Origin of the sequence: Ruegeria sp. HKCCD6604 (assembly GCF_013110635.1) — a bacterium.
Classification (GTDB): domain Bacteria; phylum Pseudomonadota; class Alphaproteobacteria; order Rhodobacterales; family Rhodobacteraceae; genus Ruegeria.
Genome location: NZ_WVQW01000009.1, coordinates 69,821 through 89,824, shown reverse-complemented (window position 1 = coordinate 89,824; position 20,004 = coordinate 69,821). Strand labels below are relative to the sequence as shown.

Genomic DNA, 20,004 nt, shown 5'->3' with positions numbered 1-20,004 from the left:
AAATAATGATTATTTCCAATTATGTCTATTGATTGCCATTTTCCTCTCGACCACAAGAGGAACAGGAAGATGAATATTCTGATTACTGGGGCCAGCAGCGGCTTCGGAAAAGAAATGGCCATTGGACTCGCAGACGAAGGTCATTCTGTATTTGCCGGAATGCGTGCTTTGAAGGGGCGAAACGCCGAAGTAGCGGCCAGTCTGGAGGCAGTATCTGGGCAAATTTTTCCCATCGAACTGGATGTCAGCAGTGACGCGGGCGTAGACAGCGCAATTGCCAATCTGATGTTAAAGCTGGATGGCCCACTTGATGTCGTGATCAACAATGCCGGGATCTATGTCGGCGGAATCAACGAGACCATTTCTGCGGCTCGGTTTCAGAACATGCTTAATGTGAACGTTCTGGGACCGGTTCGCATTCTACGCGCCGTCCTTCCCAATATGCGCGCCCAGGGCTTTGGCACAGTGATCAGCATCACCAGCGACATGTCCAGGTTTGCTTTGCCGATGAGCGGTTATTACGCGGCCAGTAAGGCGGCACTTGAGCTGGTCGCCGAGACCTATGCTCTTGAACTCGCCCCTTTGGGACTGGAATCCCTTATCGTTCAACCCGGCGCATTTGATACTGGTATAATGCAGAAATCGCCGCCAACGGATGAACCGGAACGCATGGCTGGATACGGCCCAACGTTGGAAAAAGCACAAGCGATGGCCGGACGCTTCATGGGGTTGGCGCAAAAAAGCTTTTCTGAGGCGTGCCCTGCAATGGTTGCCGAATCCATCGCCGATCTGTTGAACCTGCCCTACGGCAAAAGACCATTGAGAACTATTGTCGACCCGTCGGACATTGGCGCTCTGGCCAACGCAATGAATGCTGCCGTAGCCGCCAAGCAGGAGAGGTTTCAGGACGCTCTCGGCGCCGAATTCTCCTTCCCCGTTCAGGAGGCTGCGGAATGAATGTGATCACTGTTTTCGTCGGACTTCTGTCCGTCTTCTTCCTCTTCGCAAGCTCGATCAAGATCTTCGGCTGGCAGAAGTTCGTTTTCGAAACCCAACAGGCGATGTTCATCAAGTACGGGTTAAACCGCCAGATTATGGCCTTGGTTGGCGTGGTTGAATTGTTTGGTGCAATCGCGATCTGGTTTCAGGGGTCCTGGATCGGAACTTTGGGCGCGTTGGCAATTCTTGGCACATCCATCGGTGCAGTTGGTTGTCATCTGATCTGGGACACCTGGAAAGAAGGCGTTCCCGCCATGGTCACAGGCACCTTGTCCACTATCGTGGCCTGGTCTGGCCGTGAAACGGTGTTGAGCATTTTAGGTATTGGTTGAAACCAAACTGTGAAACGGGAGTACATATCGTGACTGACAGTATCCGCGTGGCAAACGCCAAAGGCCTCTATCTGGAAGGCATTTGTGACGGCAAAATGGTCGAAGCGCTCGATAAATTTACCGGGGATCGCTACACGCAACACTCAACGGGTGTACGCGACGGTAAAGAAGGCTTCATCGAGTTCTTCACACCTTTTCTTGAGCGGAATCCGGTGCGCGACATTCAGGTTCTGCGTACAATCGAGGATGGAAATTTCGTCTTCGTGCATGTGTATCAAAGACTCAATAACGGTGAAGCCCAGTGGGTGACGGCCGATATCTTTGATACCGACGGAGACGGTAAAATCATCGAGCATTGGGATGTGATTGCCGCGTATAAATGGCCAACCGTTTCGAGCCGCAGCATGGTGGATGGTCCAACCGAAATCGAAGATTACGATTTCACCGAGGCCAACAAGACCGTGGTGCAAGGGTTCATCGACAATGTCCTGATGGCAGGGCGCATCGATCTTGTGAATGACTACATATCGACCGAGCAATACGTTCAGCACAACCCAGAAATAGCCGACGGATTGGGAACTTTCTCCAAGCATCTTGGAGAGATGACAGTTGGCGGAAAAACCGCGCAATACGTCAAAGTTCACCGACTACTCGGCCAAGGAAATTTCGTGGTTGCTTTTAGTCATGTAAAACAAGACGAGGACGACTGGGCCGTCTTTGACTTGTTCCGGCTCAAGGGTGGAAAGATCGTCGAACATTGGGATGTTCGGGAACAGATCGGCCCGAAAGAGACTTGGAACAACTCTGGCAAATTCTAGGGGAGGAGACTGTCATATTTTCTCTGGCAGAGGCCGAAGGTGATTGCTTTTTCACGGCAAGGGCGCGTTTACGTCGGCACAACATTCCAGAAATCGAATGGTTGTATTTGATTTACCCCGCGCGATATTCTGAACGCAGCTCAAAACCTTCGGAACAAGTGTGGAGCAACGAATGAACAAGTTAGCGCTGACAGCAATGGCATTGATCTCCACTGGCGCGGTGTGGGCCGCCGGTATGGAGCGGTGGGGTGAATCCGGGGACTGGACAATTCTGATTGATCCCGAAAAGGGAAACGGCTGTCTCGCGTGGAAGCCCTTTGAAAATGACATGACCGTTGAAATCGGCGCAGCACCCAATCAGGCCGGCGGCTTTTTTGCCGCTTTTAATCCGGCCTGGGTTCAAATCGAGGATGGGGCGACCGGGGTCGTACAGTTCGATTTTGGTGATGCGAAGTTTGAAAGCGAAGCGGTGGGTGTCTTCAAGAATGGCGTACCTGGTGGCTACGCCTTTTTCGACAACCCGGCTTTTGTAACCGAGTTTGGAAGACGCCAAAGTGTCACGATTATTGGTGAAAGCGGGGCTGAGGTTGAACTAGATCTCAGCGGGTCTGCAAAAGCAATTGAAGCGGTTCTGGCGTGTCAGGCCGAACAGCCGGAACCACTGAAGAACTAGGTGCGTCCGATTACTGCAATTGATCGATGTCTGGCACGCAGGGTTGCCTGTTGGCAGGCATAGCATCAGCGCCTTCAGGGGCCTTGTTTCTGGACCCGCCCACATCAAGCTTGAACTTTGGCGACGAAAGCTGGCCAGTCACATCAAAGGGCCAGGCGCTTCGGGATAGGGGTTTGCCAACGCGCCGCGGCTCCGCTCTTATTGCTATCGTATCATTCAGCCAATCCACTTGCCCCCTAGCAACCAATTGAACCGATCCTGTTTCTATTACGATGGAATTTGAACTGACTTGTCCGGCCTGGATATCAACCGGGGCAACGACGCAAGTTATGTCGGTGTAGCCTTTTCTGAACTCCTCTGAAAACAGCCAGGGGAAAATGCCCAGCCCCGCCAGTTCCAATAAGCTGGTGCTGATATAGCCCTGCGACATCGACAAAGACGCGTTGCCGCGCATCGAGTTGATGAAGGCCTTGCCCGAGGCAGTATTGCCAGAAACGTTGAACTCACCGCTCAAACGGCCATAGGCATCAATTCCAATTCCCAATTCATCAAGGATTTCACCAAATTCCCATCCTGAGGTCGATCCTGACAATGAAAGCCAATCAGGTGAGTCAATCAGGTCCATGACCGCCCGCAGGCTGAAGTTTCCGCCGCCGTAAGACATCTGAAGAGGTCCGAAATCCACGGTTCCTTCTTTGGCAGACATTTGGCTGGAAACAGATGTTACGCCTTGTTGGCCTAAAATCTCTTTGAATTCGATTTGTACCTCGACGTCAGCTTCTGTTAGCACGCGTTGCACATCCAGAAGATCGGCAGGTTTCCCTTTTTCCTTTGGCAACACCAGGGGCTGGACATCTGTCTCCTTCGGCAAAACCAAGGGCTGAACTTCGGCGTCAGGTTCTTTTGAGGCCTCGCCCACCAAGCTTTTCAGTTGGTCCAACACGGCAGTCAGGTTCTTCAGGTCGTTGAGATCGAGTTTTTCGCTTGTGATGTTACCACGGACGACGGGTGCACCTTCGGGAAACTTTGTATCCAATGCTGCAAGAAGATGCGAAGATCCGGCTTCGAACTCGATTGCGGCATCAAAGTCTTCGCCCTGCCTAGAGGTTTCAGCATCGATAGCTAGTGCTCCGATTTCGACAGGTTGCAAGTTGAGCGCGGTCAGAAACTGGGCACCGTCGTCGACATCCAGTTCAACGTCGAAAACGAGACCGGCTAGCCCTTTTAGCTCGTTGACAGATAGTGCGAGATCGAGTGCCCAGAGATCGGTGTCGTAAGCAGTCGCGTTAAACCTGTTGAGTGAAACCGGCCCACCCGCGTTGGATATGTTGAAATCGGCTTTGATGCCGCCGAACTGGTCAACGTAGTCTTCATCGAGGTTGGGCAAAATCAACTTGGCGGGCCCGTTTAGCTCCCCATCGAAAGTCACGTCCTGAAGCTGAAGCAGATCGAGGATTTTACCTTCGGCTTTCAGGACAGGCTCTTCAATTGGACCGGCTTGCAGCGCGATGCCCAGCATGGCGAGCCGGCCGTCCGGCATGCGGCGAATGCTTTCGATTGAGGCTGGACCGATTACGTCCAGCCCTTGGTCGAATGCATTGGTTTGGAACAGCAACTTCTCGAATTCGAAGGAAGCCAGGGATCCGACCATATGCATTTCAAAGCCCGTGAACTTCAATTCCTGGATACTTTTTGCTGCTGGTGGCGGCTGTCCTTCGGGATGAAGTCGCGCGTTGAAAAGCAGATCGACGCCCTGAGCGGTGTAGAGGTCATCTATTGAACCTTCAGCTTCGAGTTTCTGTCCATCTTCCAGGCTTACAGTTGTTGTAAACGCCTCAATCTTCAGAGCGTCCTGAGACACGAGCTCAGCCTGCAACTGGCCATTGCCTTCCAGAACGCGTTCCAGCCCGATGACGTCCAGAAAATCACCGAATTCACCTGTGTCCATCTCCAAGACTGCGCGATAGCCGCCCCCTTCGTCTGCCGAGAAGGGCTCGCCATCGTAGCTTACGGTCATTTCGCCAAAACTGGCGCGTGTCGTAAAAGGTGCGGCGTGTGGGTAGTCGCCTTCGATTTCGAAAACCTGACCGTTGACGGAGCCGGAACCAGAGACCTTTGTTCTTTGTCCATTATCTACTTGTTCGAGCGCGAGGACCTGAAGGTCAAACACAAAGGAGAAGCCCGAGACCTTGTCGTCGATGTTTAACCCGATTGACCTGAAGCTGACGTTCTTGTCGCTCAGGAAGTTCAGAATTCCACTGCTTTCGGTGTCGATCTCATCGATACTATCAGCGCTCGCGACGTCTTTTTGATCATCCGCCGATACTGTTTCCTCGGACACGGGCTTGGGTGTTGGCCTGTCTTTTTGCCAGCTTATGGTGCCGTCTGCGGCCGTCAGAAGATTTGCTTGGAGGCCTTCCACGACGAGATTGTCAAAATGCAGACGTCCGTTGGTCAAAGCGGCAATGTCCAGCTCCAGTTCCAGTAGGTTCAATTCTACAAGAGGTGACTCCGGCATTGTTTGGCTTGGGATGACTACCCCACCGACGTAAATGCGACTAATGCGTCCAAGCGCGACGCTTACATCATCGTTGACCAAAAGTGGCCGACCAATTTGTTCCGAAAGAACTCTTTCCACAAGGTCGCGCCGTATGTCCGAGAACATCGGAGCAGCAAACAACAACCAAACAAACGCAACTGCTGCGAAAGCGAGAAGTGCAACAAGCCCAATTACCCTAAATAGCCAAACCCTCATGCGCTCCCCTATCGCCGCTTTCGCCGTTCAGTCTCTCACAAGCAGATATTCGGCCCACCTAACTGAACGCCCCTTCTGAACCATATTCGGGTCAGTTGGGCTGTGTCATTATTCGTCTTTGATAGCCCCGCCAGTCGCTTTTATTCTTCCCATCAGTACGCTTGCCCTATTGGTCGAAGCCTCTTCGGAAGTCTGGATTGTTTCAAAAGTCTGAACGTCATCGACCTCCAAAGTGAACGCAGCCTTCATGAGGACAGGACCATCAACAACCAGCATTTCCTTCTGCGTCGGGTCAATCCTGATTTGACCGGTTACAACGATGGGCTCGTAAACTGTCGATGGCGTCCAGGAATCACTCAGGCGCAAACGCACCATCTGGTTCGGAGGCGGAGGCGGCACATGGCTGCACATTCCACGTTCCGGCACGATATATGCCATTTGGGAGCCATCTTCGTCGCGGGGTGCCGGGATCACAAATCCGCCCAACGAAACGGTTGCACCATCGATGTCGACGTTGGCGGCCATACCCGCCTTCTCGCGTCTTTCCATCACAACCCAGCGTTGGGAAATCAGCCAATTTGCATCAACGCCTTCCTCAGCAAGGGTTGTTTCAGTCGCCTCGATATCCAAATTAATCTGATCCAACAGCTCTGGCGTCGATCCGCCTTTCTCTAGCTGCGCGCGTAACCGGACCAATCTGCGAAGCGCGTTAAGCTGTTTGCCCGTCAACTCGACGAAAGGATCTTCATAATCCTGAGCGGTTTCATCGACCAAGTCTGCCCATTCGATACGTGCAACTTCCGAATGAGCCGGCAATGCCAATAAGCACGCGGCGATTACTGCAAAGGAAAGACGCATTGTCATATGCTCCTCACTTGTCGGCAAAACAGCGCTTGTTGCCACTGGCTTCGACGGGTCATCATTCAGTTCCTCAGACTCGAAATAACTGTGACTTTTGCTCCTGGGCGAAGCAGCAACTCTGGATTCGGGAACTCGGCCCACACATCCATCAGCTGCGTTTTGGGATTAACCTTGAATGCCCCACCGAAATAACGGCCCTCGTAGGGGTGCAACTGTCCGTCCGGCATCTGCAAGGACAGGCTGAGCCCCTCAAACGCCTCGACATCTGAATCAAATATCTGACGCCGTTTGATGAATTCCTCGTAGGGCACTTTGACGACAACGTAGACAGGGTCGATGTCTAACAGGATCGCCAGCGTTTCGTCCCCCCGTCGTTCTGTGCTCAGATACTGGTACTGCTTGACATGCGGTTGGCTAATAATCCCCGAAAACGGCGCATGTAATTCGGTGAAGCTATACTCGAGCTGTGCCCCTTCATAAGCGAGGCCCGCCCGTTCAGCTGCGATTTCAGCAAGATCGCGGTTCACCTGGGAAAGCTGCAACTCCGCTTCCGGTATCAGCTCTTTCAGGTAGAGTTCCTTTTTTCGGGCCAATTCAGCGTCGGCGAGCCTGAGTTGGGCTGTCGCATCCTTCACAGCTGTTTCGCTTAGCCGCATTTCGATGAAGGGGCCCTTCTTGCCAAACTCGAACAGAAGGTCGCCCTGCTGAACATATTGGCCCGCGTGAAACGTAATTCGGGTGACCACATTGTCGACCAGTGGCGACAGCTCTGCTTCGCGACTTGGCTGTACATAACCCTCAAAGCGTATTGTTTGCGGGGCGTCTGTTGCTCCGTTTTCCTGAGCGAGTAGGGCGCTTGCTGACGAAAAGGTAGCAAGCGCAAAAAGAACAAGAAGGGCCTTTATCATCGTAGCGCCTCGGATCCGGGTTTTGAACTTGGGCCGGGGTTCACAAATGATCGCCCCGGCCAGCGTCAGGGCAAACGAGGTAGTTCTTGCCCTGAAACATCGTACTTTCGCCTAATTTAGAAGATCACCGACGATGCCGACGGCATCGACCACGGTAGACAGGTCATTCGTAACTTCGAGGACTTCACCATCGACCTGAATGTAGCGGTTTCCATTGCCCGGCTCCTTCAGCTTCCATTTGGAAAGATCCCCGATTTCCTCGAACTCTAGGTCAGATGGGAGCTTGGCACCGCGCGTGTAGCGCTTGATCTGTCCAGGTGGTACAGCTTTTGGGCCTTTGCCGGGTTTGTCTTCTATCTGAATGCTGACATCACCGTTCTTGCCCCCCTTGTTCGGCTTTTTACCCTTGTTGTCTTTGGCATGGGCATCGCTGCCTCCAAGGATGAAAAACACAACTGCTAAGGCTGCAAGAATTCCGTATGCAATCTTCATAGATTGTTCCTTTGCTTCCCAACTTCATTCGACCGGCGTTGAAAATTCCGGCACGCGCTTCAGGGCTTCGACCATGTCCGCGCTCGTCATCAGTTCGATGAAGGTGTAGTCTTTCAGAACCCCCTGGCTCAGACGCGAAATATACATGGCCTGCACCATGCCCGGATCGTCCGGGAAGCGGACGGTGATGTAGTTCTTGCCATCGGCCAGTCCCCAGAAATAACTGATCATCTCACCGCCCATTGCGGCGAGGGCAGCGCCCATGTCCTTTTCCCGGTCGGTCGGATTGTCGATCATGATTTGCCAGGCATCGGGGTTTGGTTCCCCGATCCCCAGGTAGTATCGGCTATGAGACTCCTCCGCCGCTGCTCCGGAAAAACCAATCCCAACTGCGCAAAGAGTTACTGCGATTGCCTTGTTCATTGATCGCTCCCCTGTTCAGGATCGACGGCGCAAGGCGCAGGGGTCAATTTTCCGCATACTCTGCTCATTCGAGTGTATTCTTGTAGAAGACGCCGTCTTTCATGATCACGCGAATGGTCTCGAACCCTCGATCACGCGCAGGTGCATCAAACCACTTCGGATTTGCTCCAAGAACCGATAGGTCCTCCAGCGGGTTTCCGTCGACGATCAGGATGTCTGCATAGGCCCCTTCTTCGATCACACCCAGCTTATTGGGATAGGGGTTCCGCCGCCCTGTCAGTTGCGCCAACTCACCCCCTGTTGATGTGGCCGCGACCAGGAAAGCGTGGTTCCCCAGCAATTCAGCGAAATAGTGCTTCTCAAAGTCCCGGTGTGCGCGGCCAAACCCAATAGTGGACAGCACGGTGTCGACGTTATGCACGATCTTGGGCTTGTATTTTTTGATGTACTCAATGACGTTTTCTGACCCGACCAGATATTCTTCCAGTTTTGGTTTCACCGTCGGCATCGAGAAATTCGGATGGTCGAGCAGCGCGGGATCCATGCCTGCAACATTCAAGGCCCAGAAGATACCTTCATCCGCAATGCGTTTGACGGTCTCCTCGCTCACCATTTGAGCGTGCTCCAGTGACTTGACGCCTGCGTCCAGAGCCATTGTAACCGTTTCGTCTGTATATGCGTGGACAGTCACATAGGTATCAAAGAAGGACGCGGCCTCGACCGCCGTCGAAATCTCATCAACGTTGTAGGCAACCGACCAAAGCGGATCGAGCTCGGATGACACACCGCCGCCAGCCATCAGTTTCAGGAAACTCGCCCCATGCGCGAAGTTAAGCCGCGATGCCTTCCGGATTTCTTCGGCACCATCAGCAATATAGGACAGGTTGAACGTATTGGCGACGTCGTCCGAACCCATGTTGAAGGTTCGCTGCTCGGGGTTTCGCCAGTCACCATGCCCGGATGTCGGGCCGATGGCCGCACCTGACGCATAGATGCGTGGCCCGTCTACAATCCCCTTGTCGATCAGTTCACGCAGACCTGATCCCATTCCGCCGGTATCCCGCACCGTGGTGTAACCGTCGTAGAGATAGTCGCGGGCATTTTCAGCCGCGGTGGCCCCGATCTGATCCCATTTGGCGGCCTGAAGACCCGAGAAGGATTGCACGAGCCCTGTCGCGTAGAGATGCACGTGACTGTCAATCAACCCTGGCATCAGCGTGCGACCACCCCCGTCAACAAGCGTTGCGTCGGGCGCATCAATACCGTCGGTCGAGACTGTCTTTATGAGATTGCCTTCAACCAGAACATTCGCGTTTTCGATCCGCTCTTCACTAATTCCGTCAAAGATATGCACATTGGTGAACAAGGTTTGCGGGAGCGCGTCCTGCGCCAACGCACCGCTTGCTGCCAAGGAAACAAATCCAGCGATTGCTGTCAGTGAGGCCAGTGTTTTCACGTGTCAGTACTCCCATTTGTCAAACTAAGGGGGCGCGGGATGCCGAGGTAAATTCACCCCGCGCGACACTCAATCGAGTGTATTCTTGTAGATCACGCCATCTTTCATGATCAGGTCGATGTTGTTGGTGTAGTCGACCAGTATCCCGGCATCCTCGACCGGGTTTCCTTCAACAAGCAGTAGATCGGCATATGCGCCTTGTTCGATCACGCCCAGCGGGCCTGCTGTGTAGGGATTGAGTTTTCCTGACAGTGCCAGAAGTGCGGCCGATTTTGACGTCGCCTGTTGCAGGATTTCGTGCGAAGTCCACGCCTCCAGCCGGTATTTGAATTCATCGTTTTGCTTGGTCAGCGCGACGGGATCGCCGATAATGTCGGTGGAGAAAGCCACATTCTCGATCCCGAAATCTTTGATCAACTGCATCTGCTTTCGCGCACCCGCTTGCACGCTGAGGAACTTTTCGGCGGACCCAGGCCCAAGTGCAGTAACAATGGTTTGCTCGTCGATCCCCAGAAGAGAATAGAACGGAACGATCCAGGCATCCGCGTCTTTGATCGCTTGCGCACCGACTTCGGTCATCAGTTGTCCATGTTCAATGCTGATCACACCTGCCTCAATTGAGCGAACAATAGATTCGTCCGTATAGGCGTGAACCATCACATAGGTTCCCCAATCGGCAGCGGCCCGGACAGACGCCTCAAGCTCTTCCGGCAGACCCTGAACGGTGTGTAGGGGATCAACCTGAGAGGATACCCCACCGCCAGCCATGACTTTGATCTGGACAGCGCCAAGGCGCAGGGCTTCGCGGGTCGCGCGCAGTGTTTCCGGCACGCCGTCGGCCAGAAACTCCAGATGCTGGTTAAAGAAAGATGGTTGCGCCCCCATGAAATTGGGATGGGGCTCGGTGTAGACGCGATGCTCTCCATGCCCTGAGGTTTGCGAGATTACTGGCCCAGAGGCGTAGATACGCGGGCCAACGGCCTTACCCCGATCAATCGCTTTTTGAAGACCAATTGCCGGGCCGCCCGCGTCCCGAACGGTTGTGAAACCACGCAAGAGCATTTTCTCGGCCTCAATCGTGGAGACTGCACCCCAGTACATCCAGTCGAAGTTATCGCGCAGGTCCGCCACCGGTTCGGTGACCGTCATATGTACATGTGCGTCGATCAGGCCCGGCATCAGGGTTCGACCACCACCGTCAATGATCTGTGCATTGGCGACGGCCAATGGTTCCGCTGATACGTCTGCGATCAGGTTGTCCACGACCAGAACGTTTGCGTTCTCAATTCGCTGTTCATCGACACCGTTAAACACGTGCACGTTGGTAAATAGGATCGGAAAGCTTTCTTCCTGCGCAAAACCTTGGCCCGCGATTACCAGGCTTGCAGAAAAGGCTGTCGTGGCCACCAGGTGTTTGAGTTTCGGTGTCATTGAGGCCCTCCAAATACGAATCACAGATGTATGTTTCTGAATATGATTTTAGAGTGATTGCCGGATTTTGCCTGACAGTATGGCGGGCTGCGCCAAATTGATTTGGCATTCTGCATGCTTTTGGCGCCTTTTTGTGTGTTTTCTGTCTTTCTGTCGTTACCTTCATGATATTTGAGGGCGACATGGGCGTATTTGAGCAAAACACAAAGAAGGCCTTGCCGCTGGTTCGGGCATCGGTTGCTGCACCCGTCGTAGCTGCTTTGCGTGGTGCCGGTGTTGAACCGGCTGTTGTTCTGGACCCTCTGGGCGTGAGCGAAGCTCAGGTGATGGATCGCCAAAACTTCCTGCCACACGAGACGATTTATAAAATCCATCAAGCCGCTGCTGATGCAACATCGCCGGACTTCTGCGCGCAAGTTGGTCAATCAATCGACCTTGTTAGGTTTTTGCCGCTTGGTGACATATTGGCCGAGGCGTTGACGCTAGGTGACTTCTTTACGCGCTACACTCAAGCCGTCTCGAAAGAATCCAACGCGGTCACACAGTCTATGCTTGTGGAAGGCGAGCACGCTTATTTCAGTGCCAAGCGGAATTTCAAGTTTTCAGTTTCGCCGGGACAGACCGACGCATTTCTGGCGAGCATCTGGATATCATTACTGCACCGGGTTCTGGATTTTAGGTGGGACCCGAGCCAGATCATCTTACGGGTCAGCGAACCTGACGTGCTGCCCAAGCATTTTCATGGTGTCCAAGCCATCAAGTGTAGCCCTCAGGGCTTTTCGATCCGGTTTCCTTCACCCTGGCTGAGCCATCAATTGATCCCGGAAATATTGGAGAACCCGTCAGACCTTCCTGTCACTGACCCTGACTTTGCGGCACCGCAAGATTTCCTGGCCGGGCTTCAGAGCCTGATCCGAACTCACCTCGGCGAGCCGGGATTTGGTGTAGACGAACTGGCACGCCTATGTGGTTTCCACCGGGAGACATTGAACAATCGGCTGGCCTCTTACGGGCAATCAGCCTCTCAGGTCATATCTGGCGTCAAACTGGAAGAAGCAAAGAAGCTGCTGGGTCCGGCAGAGAAGTCCGTTGGTGAGACCGCACTGCGGCTTGGTTACGCAGACTCCACCGCGTTTTCGAGGGCCTTCCGAAAATGGTCTGGAATGTCGCCGTCGGATTTTAAGAAAACGGTAAAAGAACGGGGCTGAAATACCTGCGCCAGTGCGGTCGCATGCTGCTCGCCGTCGTTTCTTCGGGCATAGGATGTGAACGCTAGCCGAATATATCCCAAGTTTCGCGCACGTTGTGAAAATCTGGTCGAGCGCCTGCAACACCATTCACTCCTGTCCGGTTCCGCTAAAAACTAGAATTGCAAAGTCTTGTTTTGAATGTCCGGTTTGAGCGGTGATTTCAACTGATCGCCGCAACACATTCTGCGAACTTCTCAGCTGGTGTTTGATATTGCAAGGTTTTGCGGGGCCGCAGCCAGCGGTGATGCCGCCACGGCCCGCGTGGTATAACGTCAATTCGTTGGGGTCACATCGACCAACGTGGGTTCTCGATCACCGCTGGTTTCAAAGACGATCATCTCGTCTCCCATAGCTCCGAAGTCAATCTGCTTCATATCAACCATGTGCACCGTTCGGTCGTACATTGTGTGATAGTAGTAGACGAGGTTCAGGGAGTCCGCAGCGGTCGTGATCTGTGTTGCGCTGTAAAGCAGGTCATCCGATTGCACATCGTCTTGGGCACCCTCAGCGGCATCGGCCGGAATGTTGAAATTATCCAGAATGCGAAACGCCTCGCGCACGGTGTCATAGCCGCCTTGCGTCTCCCGCGCCGTCTGGGAAAAGGCGACAGCACGGACAAACCGGGATGGGGGTGTAAAGTCGCCTGGCAGTCCTATCATACCGCTCCCAGCGCCCAGGGGTGCGAAGGTAACCCCGCTTGCCTCAACTTCCGGAAGCCCAAGAGCCGACAGGTTTACGTAGTTGTTTAGGTTGGTCATGTGCCAATCGTAGTTTGGCGAATTGGTGATCACGCCAAGCGGAGCATCGAAAATCGTCAGTTCACCATCAATGTACTCGACAACTATCCTTCCGCCGAACCGGTCAGCAACCAGCATATGAAATGGGAAGGGAAATCCGAGGGTCTCATCCACAACCCCGACGACACGGACATTCGCTAACCCGGTGGCAGCCTCTTCAACTGTCTCAAACTGGGAAAGAACATAGCTGGCGAGCAGATCGCCGGGAATCGTGTTGTCGGCAAGGTCAGGATCGTACTCCTGATACTCGGTAAATCCGGGCAGATAAAACAGTCCGGCGGTCAATCCAGCTTCGTTGATCCCATCTGCGGGAGCTCCATGATCCAGCATGCTGATACCGACCATCCCAAAACGACCGGTCCAGTTTGTTCCGTCTTGCCCATCGGGCATTTCGCCTGCGGAATACGTGAAACCTCGGGGAATAATGTTGATCTTTGTCTCAAGATCGAACGGCCCCCACTCGGCGGTCCTAGCGCGAACGATGCTTCCATCCTGCCCCGTCAACATGATGCCAGTACATCCCCAAGCCATCGATACTGAAGCCACAAAGGCTATGGTCGCTTTTGGCAATGTTCGAAGTAACTTGAAATGACGCATGGTCGTTCTCCAATTGGACTGATCTGATCTCATGAACTCACTCAATCAAGCTACCACACTGGTTCTCAAGTTGAATGAAGTTTGCATGATCTCCAAAGAGGCGAGAAAGTCCGCCTATTCCGTCCCTCGGACTTTGCAAATTCCGACTCTGAATGTCTGGTTTGGGGCTGGATCGGTCGCTTGCCCAGGGCGCAGAGGACAGCAGCGGAGAGCTCATTGTGCCAACTTACCGTCGCTCTGCGAAAATTAGGTTTGAAGCTGCGCGTGACCTGAACCCATCCTGTTTAGTAGTTTACGATTGTCGGATGTCATTCAGTGTGACTACCATAGCAGACCGGCGATACGCTACGCGGGTTCAGGTTTCCAGTTTCGGAGCATGTTATTGCAAAATCGCTGGATCATTCTGTTTGTGCTGTTCTTTGCGCGAACGACTATGGCCTTTCAGTTCCAATCAGTAGCGGCGCTGTCTCCACTTATGATTGACAGCTTGTTGTTGTCGATCACGGAGATAGGGCTGTAGATCGGCCTCTACCTCGGCCCAGGGGTTATCGTAGCGATCCTTGGGGGATCAGTTGCGTCTGTGTTTGGCGACAAACGCGTCGTCGTAGTGAGCCTCATTTTGATGTTCGTGGGGAGTATTTTGGTATTGCAGGCCTCGACCTTTAGTGGGCTGGTCGCTGGGCGCGTCATGGCCGGTATCGGGGGCGTAGTCGTCAATGTCCTTATGACAAAGATGGTGATTGATTGGTTTGCCGGGCGCAATCTGGCAGCCGCGATGGCAATATTCATAAGTTCATGGCCCATGGGAATTGGCTTGGCACTAGTCACCCTGCCAAGGGTCGCGGATCAAGGTGGTTTGGATTTAGCCTGGGCCTGTGTCGCGTTAGTAATTGCGATGGCGTTGGTCGCGTTCTGGACGAAATACAAGACACCAGAAGGAGCCGTTGCACATGGGCGTATCGCCGTAGTTGAACTGCCTTGGGTGCCATTGAGCTTAGCAGCATTGGTCTGGGGCTTTTACAACGCGGCTCTCGCGATGGTTTTTGGCTTTGGCCCAATCATATTAGTCAATAGTGGGCTTTCGGTTGCAGGAGCGAGCACTGCAACGAGTCTTTTTATGTTCGCCATAGTCATTGCGGCACCTTTGGGGGGATGGGTCGCTGACAGTCTAAACCGTCGAGATGCACTGATCCTATTTACTTTGGTTGCTGCAATCTTAGTACTTCCGCTGATGCTCTACCTTTCGGCATCGACTGCTTGGATCGTATTCTCTTTGGCTGGTTTTCTTATCGGGCTTTCGCCTGGAGCGATTGTCAGTATGACCTCGCAGATACTCCCGGCAAATGCGCGAGCCTTTGGCACCGGTATATATTACTCCATATATTACGTTGTCATGTTGGTTTCACCGCCAATGGCTGGCGCACTAGCGGACCATATGGGAAACGTGAACATTACTCTTATACTTGCTGCGGGGATGATGAGTATCTGCATTTTGGCTCTTCTGGCTTTTCGAAAAACAGCGTTATCTACAAGTTGAAATTCGCTTCACAGTAAATGCGTTACCAAAGAAGAGTGTATTCGGCTTACACACCAAAAAAATGGGTTGTACTGTCTATACCAGTCATTGGAGCAGACGCAGCGATAGCTCACCTTGTACGCCAAAGCTACAATTGCAAAGTTCGGATTTGAAGGTCTGCTTCGGGCTGAACGTGCCAGTGAAACAACCGAAGAAAGGGCGGCTCAGGGTTCAAGATTGCCAGAGTGACGCCCGAGAAATAGATGAGATCTGATTGCGTCATGGCATGGGCAAGTGCTTGCTTGTCTTGGGCCAATAGGCGTGCGGCCGACTGGCCGCGCCAATAGGTAAAACTACGTTCCCCGTTATTTAGCGTGATAAGATACAACTCCACTGAACGGTTTGGCACGATCCGCACCTGCTGGGTGTTGACTCCGCTTTCGCGCATCGCACCCAGCATCCGGGACGAGATGGCATCATCTCCGACGGCGGTAAAATAGGACAAGGGCGTTTCGGGTGTGAGTTAGGCCAGATACCAAGCTGTATTGAACGTGTCTCCGGCGAACCCCATTTGATACGTGCTTGGCGCGTCAGTTGGGGCCATTTCGGCCATGCATTCACCTATCGCTAGAATTCGCATACTCCGGTTTCCATTACTTCGAAGTTTAACAAACGGTAGCGTTCGACAATTAGGTAACCTGTTTTGCAGTGGTCACGAGAACAGCATCCCACCATTGATATCGACATTGGTCCCGGTCAGATAAGCCGAGTCCTCGCTTGCCAGAAACGCCACGAGGTTCGCAACATCCTGAGACTGGCCTTGCCGCTTGAGTGGCGCAGCAGCTTCTAACCCCCGACGACCTGCGTCGGGAGTGTGGATGTTATGGAAATCCGTGTCGATCATACCTGGGCAGATTGCATTAACACGAATGTCAGGGCCCAGTTCTTTTGCGAGACTGCGGGTAAATGTCATCACAGCACCCTTTGATGTTGCGTAAGCCGACGCACCCGGGCCGCCGCCGTCGCGACCCGCCTGACTGGCGATGTTTACAATGGCCCCGGATTTCATATGCAGCAGTGCCGCTTTGACCATAAGAAACGTGCTGGTCAGGTTGAGATCCATGACAGCCTGCCAATGCTCAAGCGACATCTCGGTGATTTTCTTGCGCGCAATCAAACCTCCGGCATTGTTCACCAGAATGTCCAGGCTGCCATAGGTATCGACCGTCTTGGCGATCAACGCATCGACCTCTTCGGGTTTGTTCAGGTCACCTTGCATTGCAAACGCCTGTCCACCGATCTTTTTGATCTCGGCTACGGTTTCCTCGGCGCCGGCACTACTGGCGAAGTAGTTCACCGCGACATTCACCCCTTCGGAGGCGAGTTTGACAGCGCAGGCGCGCCCGATATCGCGGCCACCACCCGTGACAATTGCGGTCTTTCCCTGAAGTCTCATGGTTGCTCTTTCCCGTTCAATTGGTGCTGCTATGCGTGACTGATGGATCTGACGCTAAAGCTTGGCAAAATAGTCGAAGATTTCCGGCACGTTGCCGTCGCCCATGCCTGCGTCCGCGGCTGCCTGAAGGTTGTTCGCGGTTCCTTCAGCGATCTCGGCACGAGTGCCCACGTCCTCGGCCAGTTTCAGGAAGTAACCAAGATCCTTGTTGGCGTTGTTAATCGAAAACCCCAAATCGCTGACACCATCTACCGCGTAGTTCTTACAAAACTGCATAAAGGGGGAATTGGACGGTCCAGCTGACATGATGTCAAAAAGCTGCTGTTTGTTTACCCCTGAGCGTTCAGCCACAGCAAAGGCTTGGCTCATGGTGCAAGCTGTCGTCATGCCCATATAATTGTTGATGAGCTTGGTCACATGGCCCGCACCCAGTTCGCCGAGGTGAAAGACATTTTCCCCCAGTACATCCAGGACAGGTTTCACCTTCTCAAAGGTGGCTATATCGCCCGCTGCCATGATGTTCAGCAAACCATCCTTGGCGTGCGAGGGTGTGCGTCCCAGCGGCGCATCAATCATACCAGCACCTTTTGCGGCCAAGTCTGCGCCGATTTTGCGTGTGGACGCTGGGATCGAGGTGCCAAAATCAATGACTACAGCACTATCTTTGATGCCTGCCAGGATGCCGTCATCTCCGTAGATCAGGCTTTCGACGACATCCGATGTTGTTACACAAAGCATCACGATATCGCTGTTTTCAGCAAGCTCTCGTGGGGTCGCAACCTCCACAGCGCCGCGGTTGACTGTGGCGGCCACCGCTTCCCTGTTGCGGCCCATGACAACCAAATCGAAACCGTTGTTTTGCAGGCATTCTGCCATGTTGCCGCCCATGAGACCGAGGCCGATGAAACCGATGACGGGTTTTGTCATATCTGACTCCTTAAACTCTTTCTAATTAGACTTCGCAGAGCGCTGTGACCGCTGCATGCGCGACTTCGAGATCTTGCGCTGGTGAGCCCGAGCTCACTCCGATCCCGCCGACAACATGTCCGTCAACCGTCACAGGGAGGCCACCTGCAACGGTCACCATGCGCCCCCCCAACGATGAAGATATTCCATGTGCGGCCATACCCGGCTGATTAGCTTCACCAAGAGCGTCCGTACCTTTTTGGATGCCGGCCGCGGTGAAGCTCTTGTCGATGGCTAGGTTGATGCTGGTGATCTTGCCGCCGTCCATCCGCTCAAACGCGATGAGGTTGCCGCTTTCGTCGGTGACGGCAATACACATTGGCACGCCGATTTCCTGCGCTTTGGCTCGCGCTCCTGCGATCAACTTGCCCGCGTCATCGATGTCCAGGCGTCTTATTGTCAGCATCACCACATTCTCCTTTGATTTAGGGGCCAATGATCAGGTTCGGCAGCGTCAGCGATATTGCCGGTACAAAAGTGATCAGCATGAGCGCGGCAAAGATGGCGAGGTAGAAAGGCCAAATAGTTTTGACCGCTTTCTCCATCGGTAGTTTTCCTACAGCACACCCCACAAAGAGACAGGTCCCGACAGGTGGCGTGCAAAGACCAAGACCGAGGTTCACCAAAAGGATCATACCGAACTGCAGCGGGTCGATACCCAGCATGTTCATCACCGGCAGGAAAATCGGCGTGCAGATCAGGATCAACGCGGCCATGTCCATGATCATCCCCAAGAGCAACAGCACAGCGTTGATCATCAACAAGATCAGGATCGGGTTTTCTGTGATACCCAACAGGAATTCGACTGTTTTTGTCGGCACCCGGTTGAACGTCAGCATATAGGCAAAGGCACCGGCGCAGGCGATTAGGATCATCACCATAGACGTTGTGCGCACCGAAGAGATAACGGCGGTTTTGAAGTTTTCCCAGGACAGGCTGCGATAGACTACAAGCGTCACCACAAAGGCATACATTGCCCCGAACGCGCCGGATTCAGTCACCGTAAAGACGCCTGACAAGACCCCTCCGACAATGATCACGGCCGTCAATAGACCCGGAATCGAACCCACAAAAGCAATGGCAAGTGCGGTCCAACCTGGAAACTGCTCGGCCTGATAGCCGCGCTTGACCGCTACGACGTATGCTGCAATTGCAAGGCAGCAACACATAAGGACGCCGGGCACAACGCCAGCCAGAAACAGTTTTGAGATAGAAACCGCACCGCCCGTTGCAAGGGCAAAGATGATCATGTTGTGGCTGGGCGGAATGATGATCCCGGCAATTGATGACGTCACTGTGACGTTCACCGCATAGTCGGCATCATAACCTTTGTCTTTCATCACCGGGATCAGGATCGACCCAAGCGCCGAGATATCGGCAATTGCCGATCCGGAAATGCCACCAAACAACATGGACGAGAAGACATTGACGATGCCAAGTCCACCGCGCACAGCGCCTACGGCGGCCTGCGCAAACCGAACCAACCGGATCGCGATACCACCGTGAAACATAAGCTCGCCCGCAAAGATGAAGAACGGGATCGCCATTAGGGAAAAGACGTTGATCCCCGACACGATACGCTGGAATCCAACAAACAGCGGCAATCCTTCAAACCAAAAGGAAGCCAATGCAGCAATACCAAGGGCGTATGCCACTGGCGCGCCTATGATGACACATAGGGCAAAAACCCCCAACAGAATCATGAGTCCCATGACTATCCCTGATCTATGTTGTCTTGGCGTTCGTCTCGGCCCAGAAACAGGCGGATCAGATGGCCAGTGGAAAAAAGGAACACCAACGCGCCGCTGATTGTCAGTGGCAAGGAACGCAAGCCCTCTGACCATTGGATGAGCGGGATCAGCGTGTTCCATTTGAATTTGGTCAACTCGATTCCGTACCAAAACATCATGCCACCGAAACCTGCCATCAGGACATCAGAGACCACGACGAAAACCGTTCGCACAGAGGGCGGAACTATATTGCGGAACACGACAACAGAGAGGTGCGTGTGATTGTGCACGCCCGCAGCCGCACCGAGGAACGCGATGACCATGACCAACAGCAGTGAAACCTGCTCGACCCACGTGGGCGTGTTGTTCAGAACGTAGCGGCCAAATACCAGCCAGGCAAAGATCGCTGTCATAACAACAATGGCGACGCCGGACAGCAACATGCAAACTCGTGCGAGCAGATCAAGAATCCTGTCCATGTTGCGCATGGCGGCAGGGGGGGTATCGGGCTCTTGCATTGGATTTCCTCTGAGACAAACCGCCC

At 53.5% G+C, this 20,004-nt stretch carries 20 protein-coding genes; 6 read left to right on the top strand and 14 right to left on the bottom strand.

The genetic code is table 11. From position 1 onward, the window contains the following. The first annotated feature begins 21 nt into the window (after nucleotides 1-21). The 4 genes from GS614_RS18300 to GS614_RS18285 all read left to right on the top strand — a co-directional run bounded on the left by GS614_RS18300 (nucleotide 22) and on the right by GS614_RS18285 (nucleotide 2,822). Complete coding sequence (locus GS614_RS18300; protein WP_171727002.1) at nucleotides 22-957, top strand: SDR family NAD(P)-dependent oxidoreductase; 936 nt, start codon at nucleotides 22-24, stop codon at nucleotides 955-957. Continuing rightward, on the top strand, nucleotides 954-1,331 hold the full coding sequence (locus GS614_RS18295; protein ID WP_171727001.1) for a DoxX family protein: 378 nt from the start codon (nucleotides 954-956) through the stop codon (nucleotides 1,329-1,331). Before GS614_RS18300 ends, GS614_RS18295 begins: the two co-directional genes overlap by 4 nt. Nucleotides 1,332-1,360: 29 nt before the next feature. Continuing rightward, on the top strand, nucleotides 1,361-2,149 hold the full coding sequence (locus tag GS614_RS18290; RefSeq protein WP_216601203.1) for a nuclear transport factor 2 family protein: 789 nt from the start codon (nucleotides 1,361-1,363) through the stop codon (nucleotides 2,147-2,149). 328 nt (nucleotides 2,150-2,477) lie between these two features. After that, nucleotides 2,478-2,822, top strand: coding sequence for a hypothetical protein (locus tag GS614_RS18285; protein WP_253285434.1), 345 nt, complete (start codon nucleotides 2,478-2,480; stop codon nucleotides 2,820-2,822). Nucleotides 2,823-2,832: 10 nt separating this feature from the next. Here the strand turns inward: GS614_RS18285 and GS614_RS18280 are convergent, their stop codons facing one another. The 7 genes from GS614_RS18280 to GS614_RS18250 all read right to left on the bottom strand — a co-directional run bounded on the left by GS614_RS18280 (nucleotide 2,833) and on the right by GS614_RS18250 (nucleotide 11,148). Then, nucleotides 2,833-5,577 (bottom strand): AsmA family protein, encoded by a 2,745-nt coding sequence (locus GS614_RS18280; protein WP_171726999.1) that lies wholly within the window; start codon nucleotides 5,575-5,577, stop codon nucleotides 2,833-2,835. Nucleotides 5,578-5,685: 108 nt separating this feature from the next. Continuing rightward, nucleotides 5,686-6,579, bottom strand: coding sequence for a DUF3299 domain-containing protein (locus tag GS614_RS22485; protein WP_171206953.1), 894 nt, complete (start codon nucleotides 6,577-6,579; stop codon nucleotides 5,686-5,688). Continuing rightward, entirely contained in the window at nucleotides 6,501-7,346 is an 846-nt protein-coding gene (locus tag GS614_RS18270) for an efflux RND transporter periplasmic adaptor subunit (RefSeq protein ID WP_171726997.1), read from the bottom strand. The genes GS614_RS22485 and GS614_RS18270 overlap by 79 nt, the downstream gene beginning before the upstream one ends. Before the next feature lie 111 nt (nucleotides 7,347-7,457). After that, nucleotides 7,458-7,838, bottom strand: a complete 381-nt coding sequence (locus GS614_RS18265) for a hypothetical protein (protein ID WP_171726996.1) — start codon at nucleotides 7,836-7,838, stop codon at nucleotides 7,458-7,460. A 24-nt stretch (nucleotides 7,839-7,862) separates the two neighbouring features. Then, nucleotides 7,863-8,261 carry a hypothetical protein gene (locus tag GS614_RS18260; protein ID WP_171206956.1) on the bottom strand — a complete coding sequence of 133 codons (399 nt, stop codon included), beginning with the start codon at nucleotides 8,259-8,261 and terminating at the stop codon, nucleotides 7,863-7,865. Between the two features lie 64 nt (nucleotides 8,262-8,325). Beyond that, complete coding sequence (locus tag GS614_RS18255; protein ID WP_171726995.1) at nucleotides 8,326-9,717, bottom strand: amidohydrolase family protein; 1,392 nt, start codon at nucleotides 9,715-9,717, stop codon at nucleotides 8,326-8,328. A gap of 69 nt (nucleotides 9,718-9,786) precedes the next feature. After that, nucleotides 9,787-11,148 carry an amidohydrolase family protein gene (locus tag GS614_RS18250; protein WP_171617642.1) on the bottom strand — a complete coding sequence of 454 codons (1,362 nt, stop codon included), beginning with the start codon at nucleotides 11,146-11,148 and terminating at the stop codon, nucleotides 9,787-9,789. Nucleotides 11,149-11,330: 182 nt separating this feature from the next. Here GS614_RS18250 and GS614_RS18245 point away from each other — a divergent pair, with 182 nt between their 5' ends. Beyond that, nucleotides 11,331-12,356 carry an AraC family transcriptional regulator gene (locus tag GS614_RS18245; RefSeq protein WP_171206959.1) on the top strand — a complete coding sequence of 342 codons (1,026 nt, stop codon included), beginning with the start codon at nucleotides 11,331-11,333 and terminating at the stop codon, nucleotides 12,354-12,356. Nucleotides 12,357-12,670: 314 nt separating this feature from the next. Here GS614_RS18245 and GS614_RS18240 read toward each other — a convergent pair whose 3' ends face one another. After that, nucleotides 12,671-13,792, bottom strand: coding sequence for a linear amide C-N hydrolase (locus GS614_RS18240; RefSeq protein ID WP_171726994.1), 1,122 nt, complete (start codon nucleotides 13,790-13,792; stop codon nucleotides 12,671-12,673). A 520-nt stretch (nucleotides 13,793-14,312) separates the two neighbouring features. Here GS614_RS18240 and GS614_RS18235 point away from each other — a divergent pair. Then, nucleotides 14,313-15,329, top strand: coding sequence for an MFS transporter (locus tag GS614_RS18235; protein WP_171727027.1), 1,017 nt, complete (start codon nucleotides 14,313-14,315; stop codon nucleotides 15,327-15,329). Between the two features lie 127 nt (nucleotides 15,330-15,456). Here the strand turns inward: GS614_RS18235 and GS614_RS18230 are convergent, their stop codons facing one another. The 6 genes from GS614_RS18230 to GS614_RS18205 all read right to left on the bottom strand — a co-directional run bounded on the left by GS614_RS18230 (nucleotide 15,457) and on the right by GS614_RS18205 (nucleotide 19,978). Beyond that, complete coding sequence (locus tag GS614_RS18230; protein WP_253285432.1) at nucleotides 15,457-15,813, bottom strand: PfkB family carbohydrate kinase; 357 nt, start codon at nucleotides 15,811-15,813, stop codon at nucleotides 15,457-15,459. A gap of 207 nt (nucleotides 15,814-16,020) precedes the next feature. Beyond that, nucleotides 16,021-16,764 (bottom strand): SDR family NAD(P)-dependent oxidoreductase, encoded by a 744-nt coding sequence (locus GS614_RS18225; protein ID WP_171726993.1) that lies wholly within the window; start codon nucleotides 16,762-16,764, stop codon nucleotides 16,021-16,023. Between the two features lie 54 nt (nucleotides 16,765-16,818). Continuing rightward, nucleotides 16,819-17,691, bottom strand: a complete 873-nt coding sequence (locus GS614_RS18220) for an NAD(P)-dependent oxidoreductase (protein WP_171726992.1) — start codon at nucleotides 17,689-17,691, stop codon at nucleotides 16,819-16,821. A gap of 25 nt (nucleotides 17,692-17,716) precedes the next feature. Beyond that, complete coding sequence (locus tag GS614_RS18215; RefSeq protein WP_171117758.1) at nucleotides 17,717-18,136, bottom strand: heme-binding protein; 420 nt, start codon at nucleotides 18,134-18,136, stop codon at nucleotides 17,717-17,719. 19 nt (nucleotides 18,137-18,155) lie between these two features. Then, nucleotides 18,156-19,442, bottom strand: a complete 1,287-nt coding sequence (locus GS614_RS18210; protein ID WP_058272447.1) for a TRAP transporter large permease — start codon at nucleotides 19,440-19,442, stop codon at nucleotides 18,156-18,158. Between the two features lie 2 nt (nucleotides 19,443-19,444). Further along, nucleotides 19,445-19,978 carry a TRAP transporter small permease gene (locus GS614_RS18205; RefSeq protein WP_171331149.1) on the bottom strand — a complete coding sequence of 178 codons (534 nt, stop codon included), beginning with the start codon at nucleotides 19,976-19,978 and terminating at the stop codon, nucleotides 19,445-19,447. Between the last annotated feature and the right edge of the window lie 26 nt (nucleotides 19,979-20,004).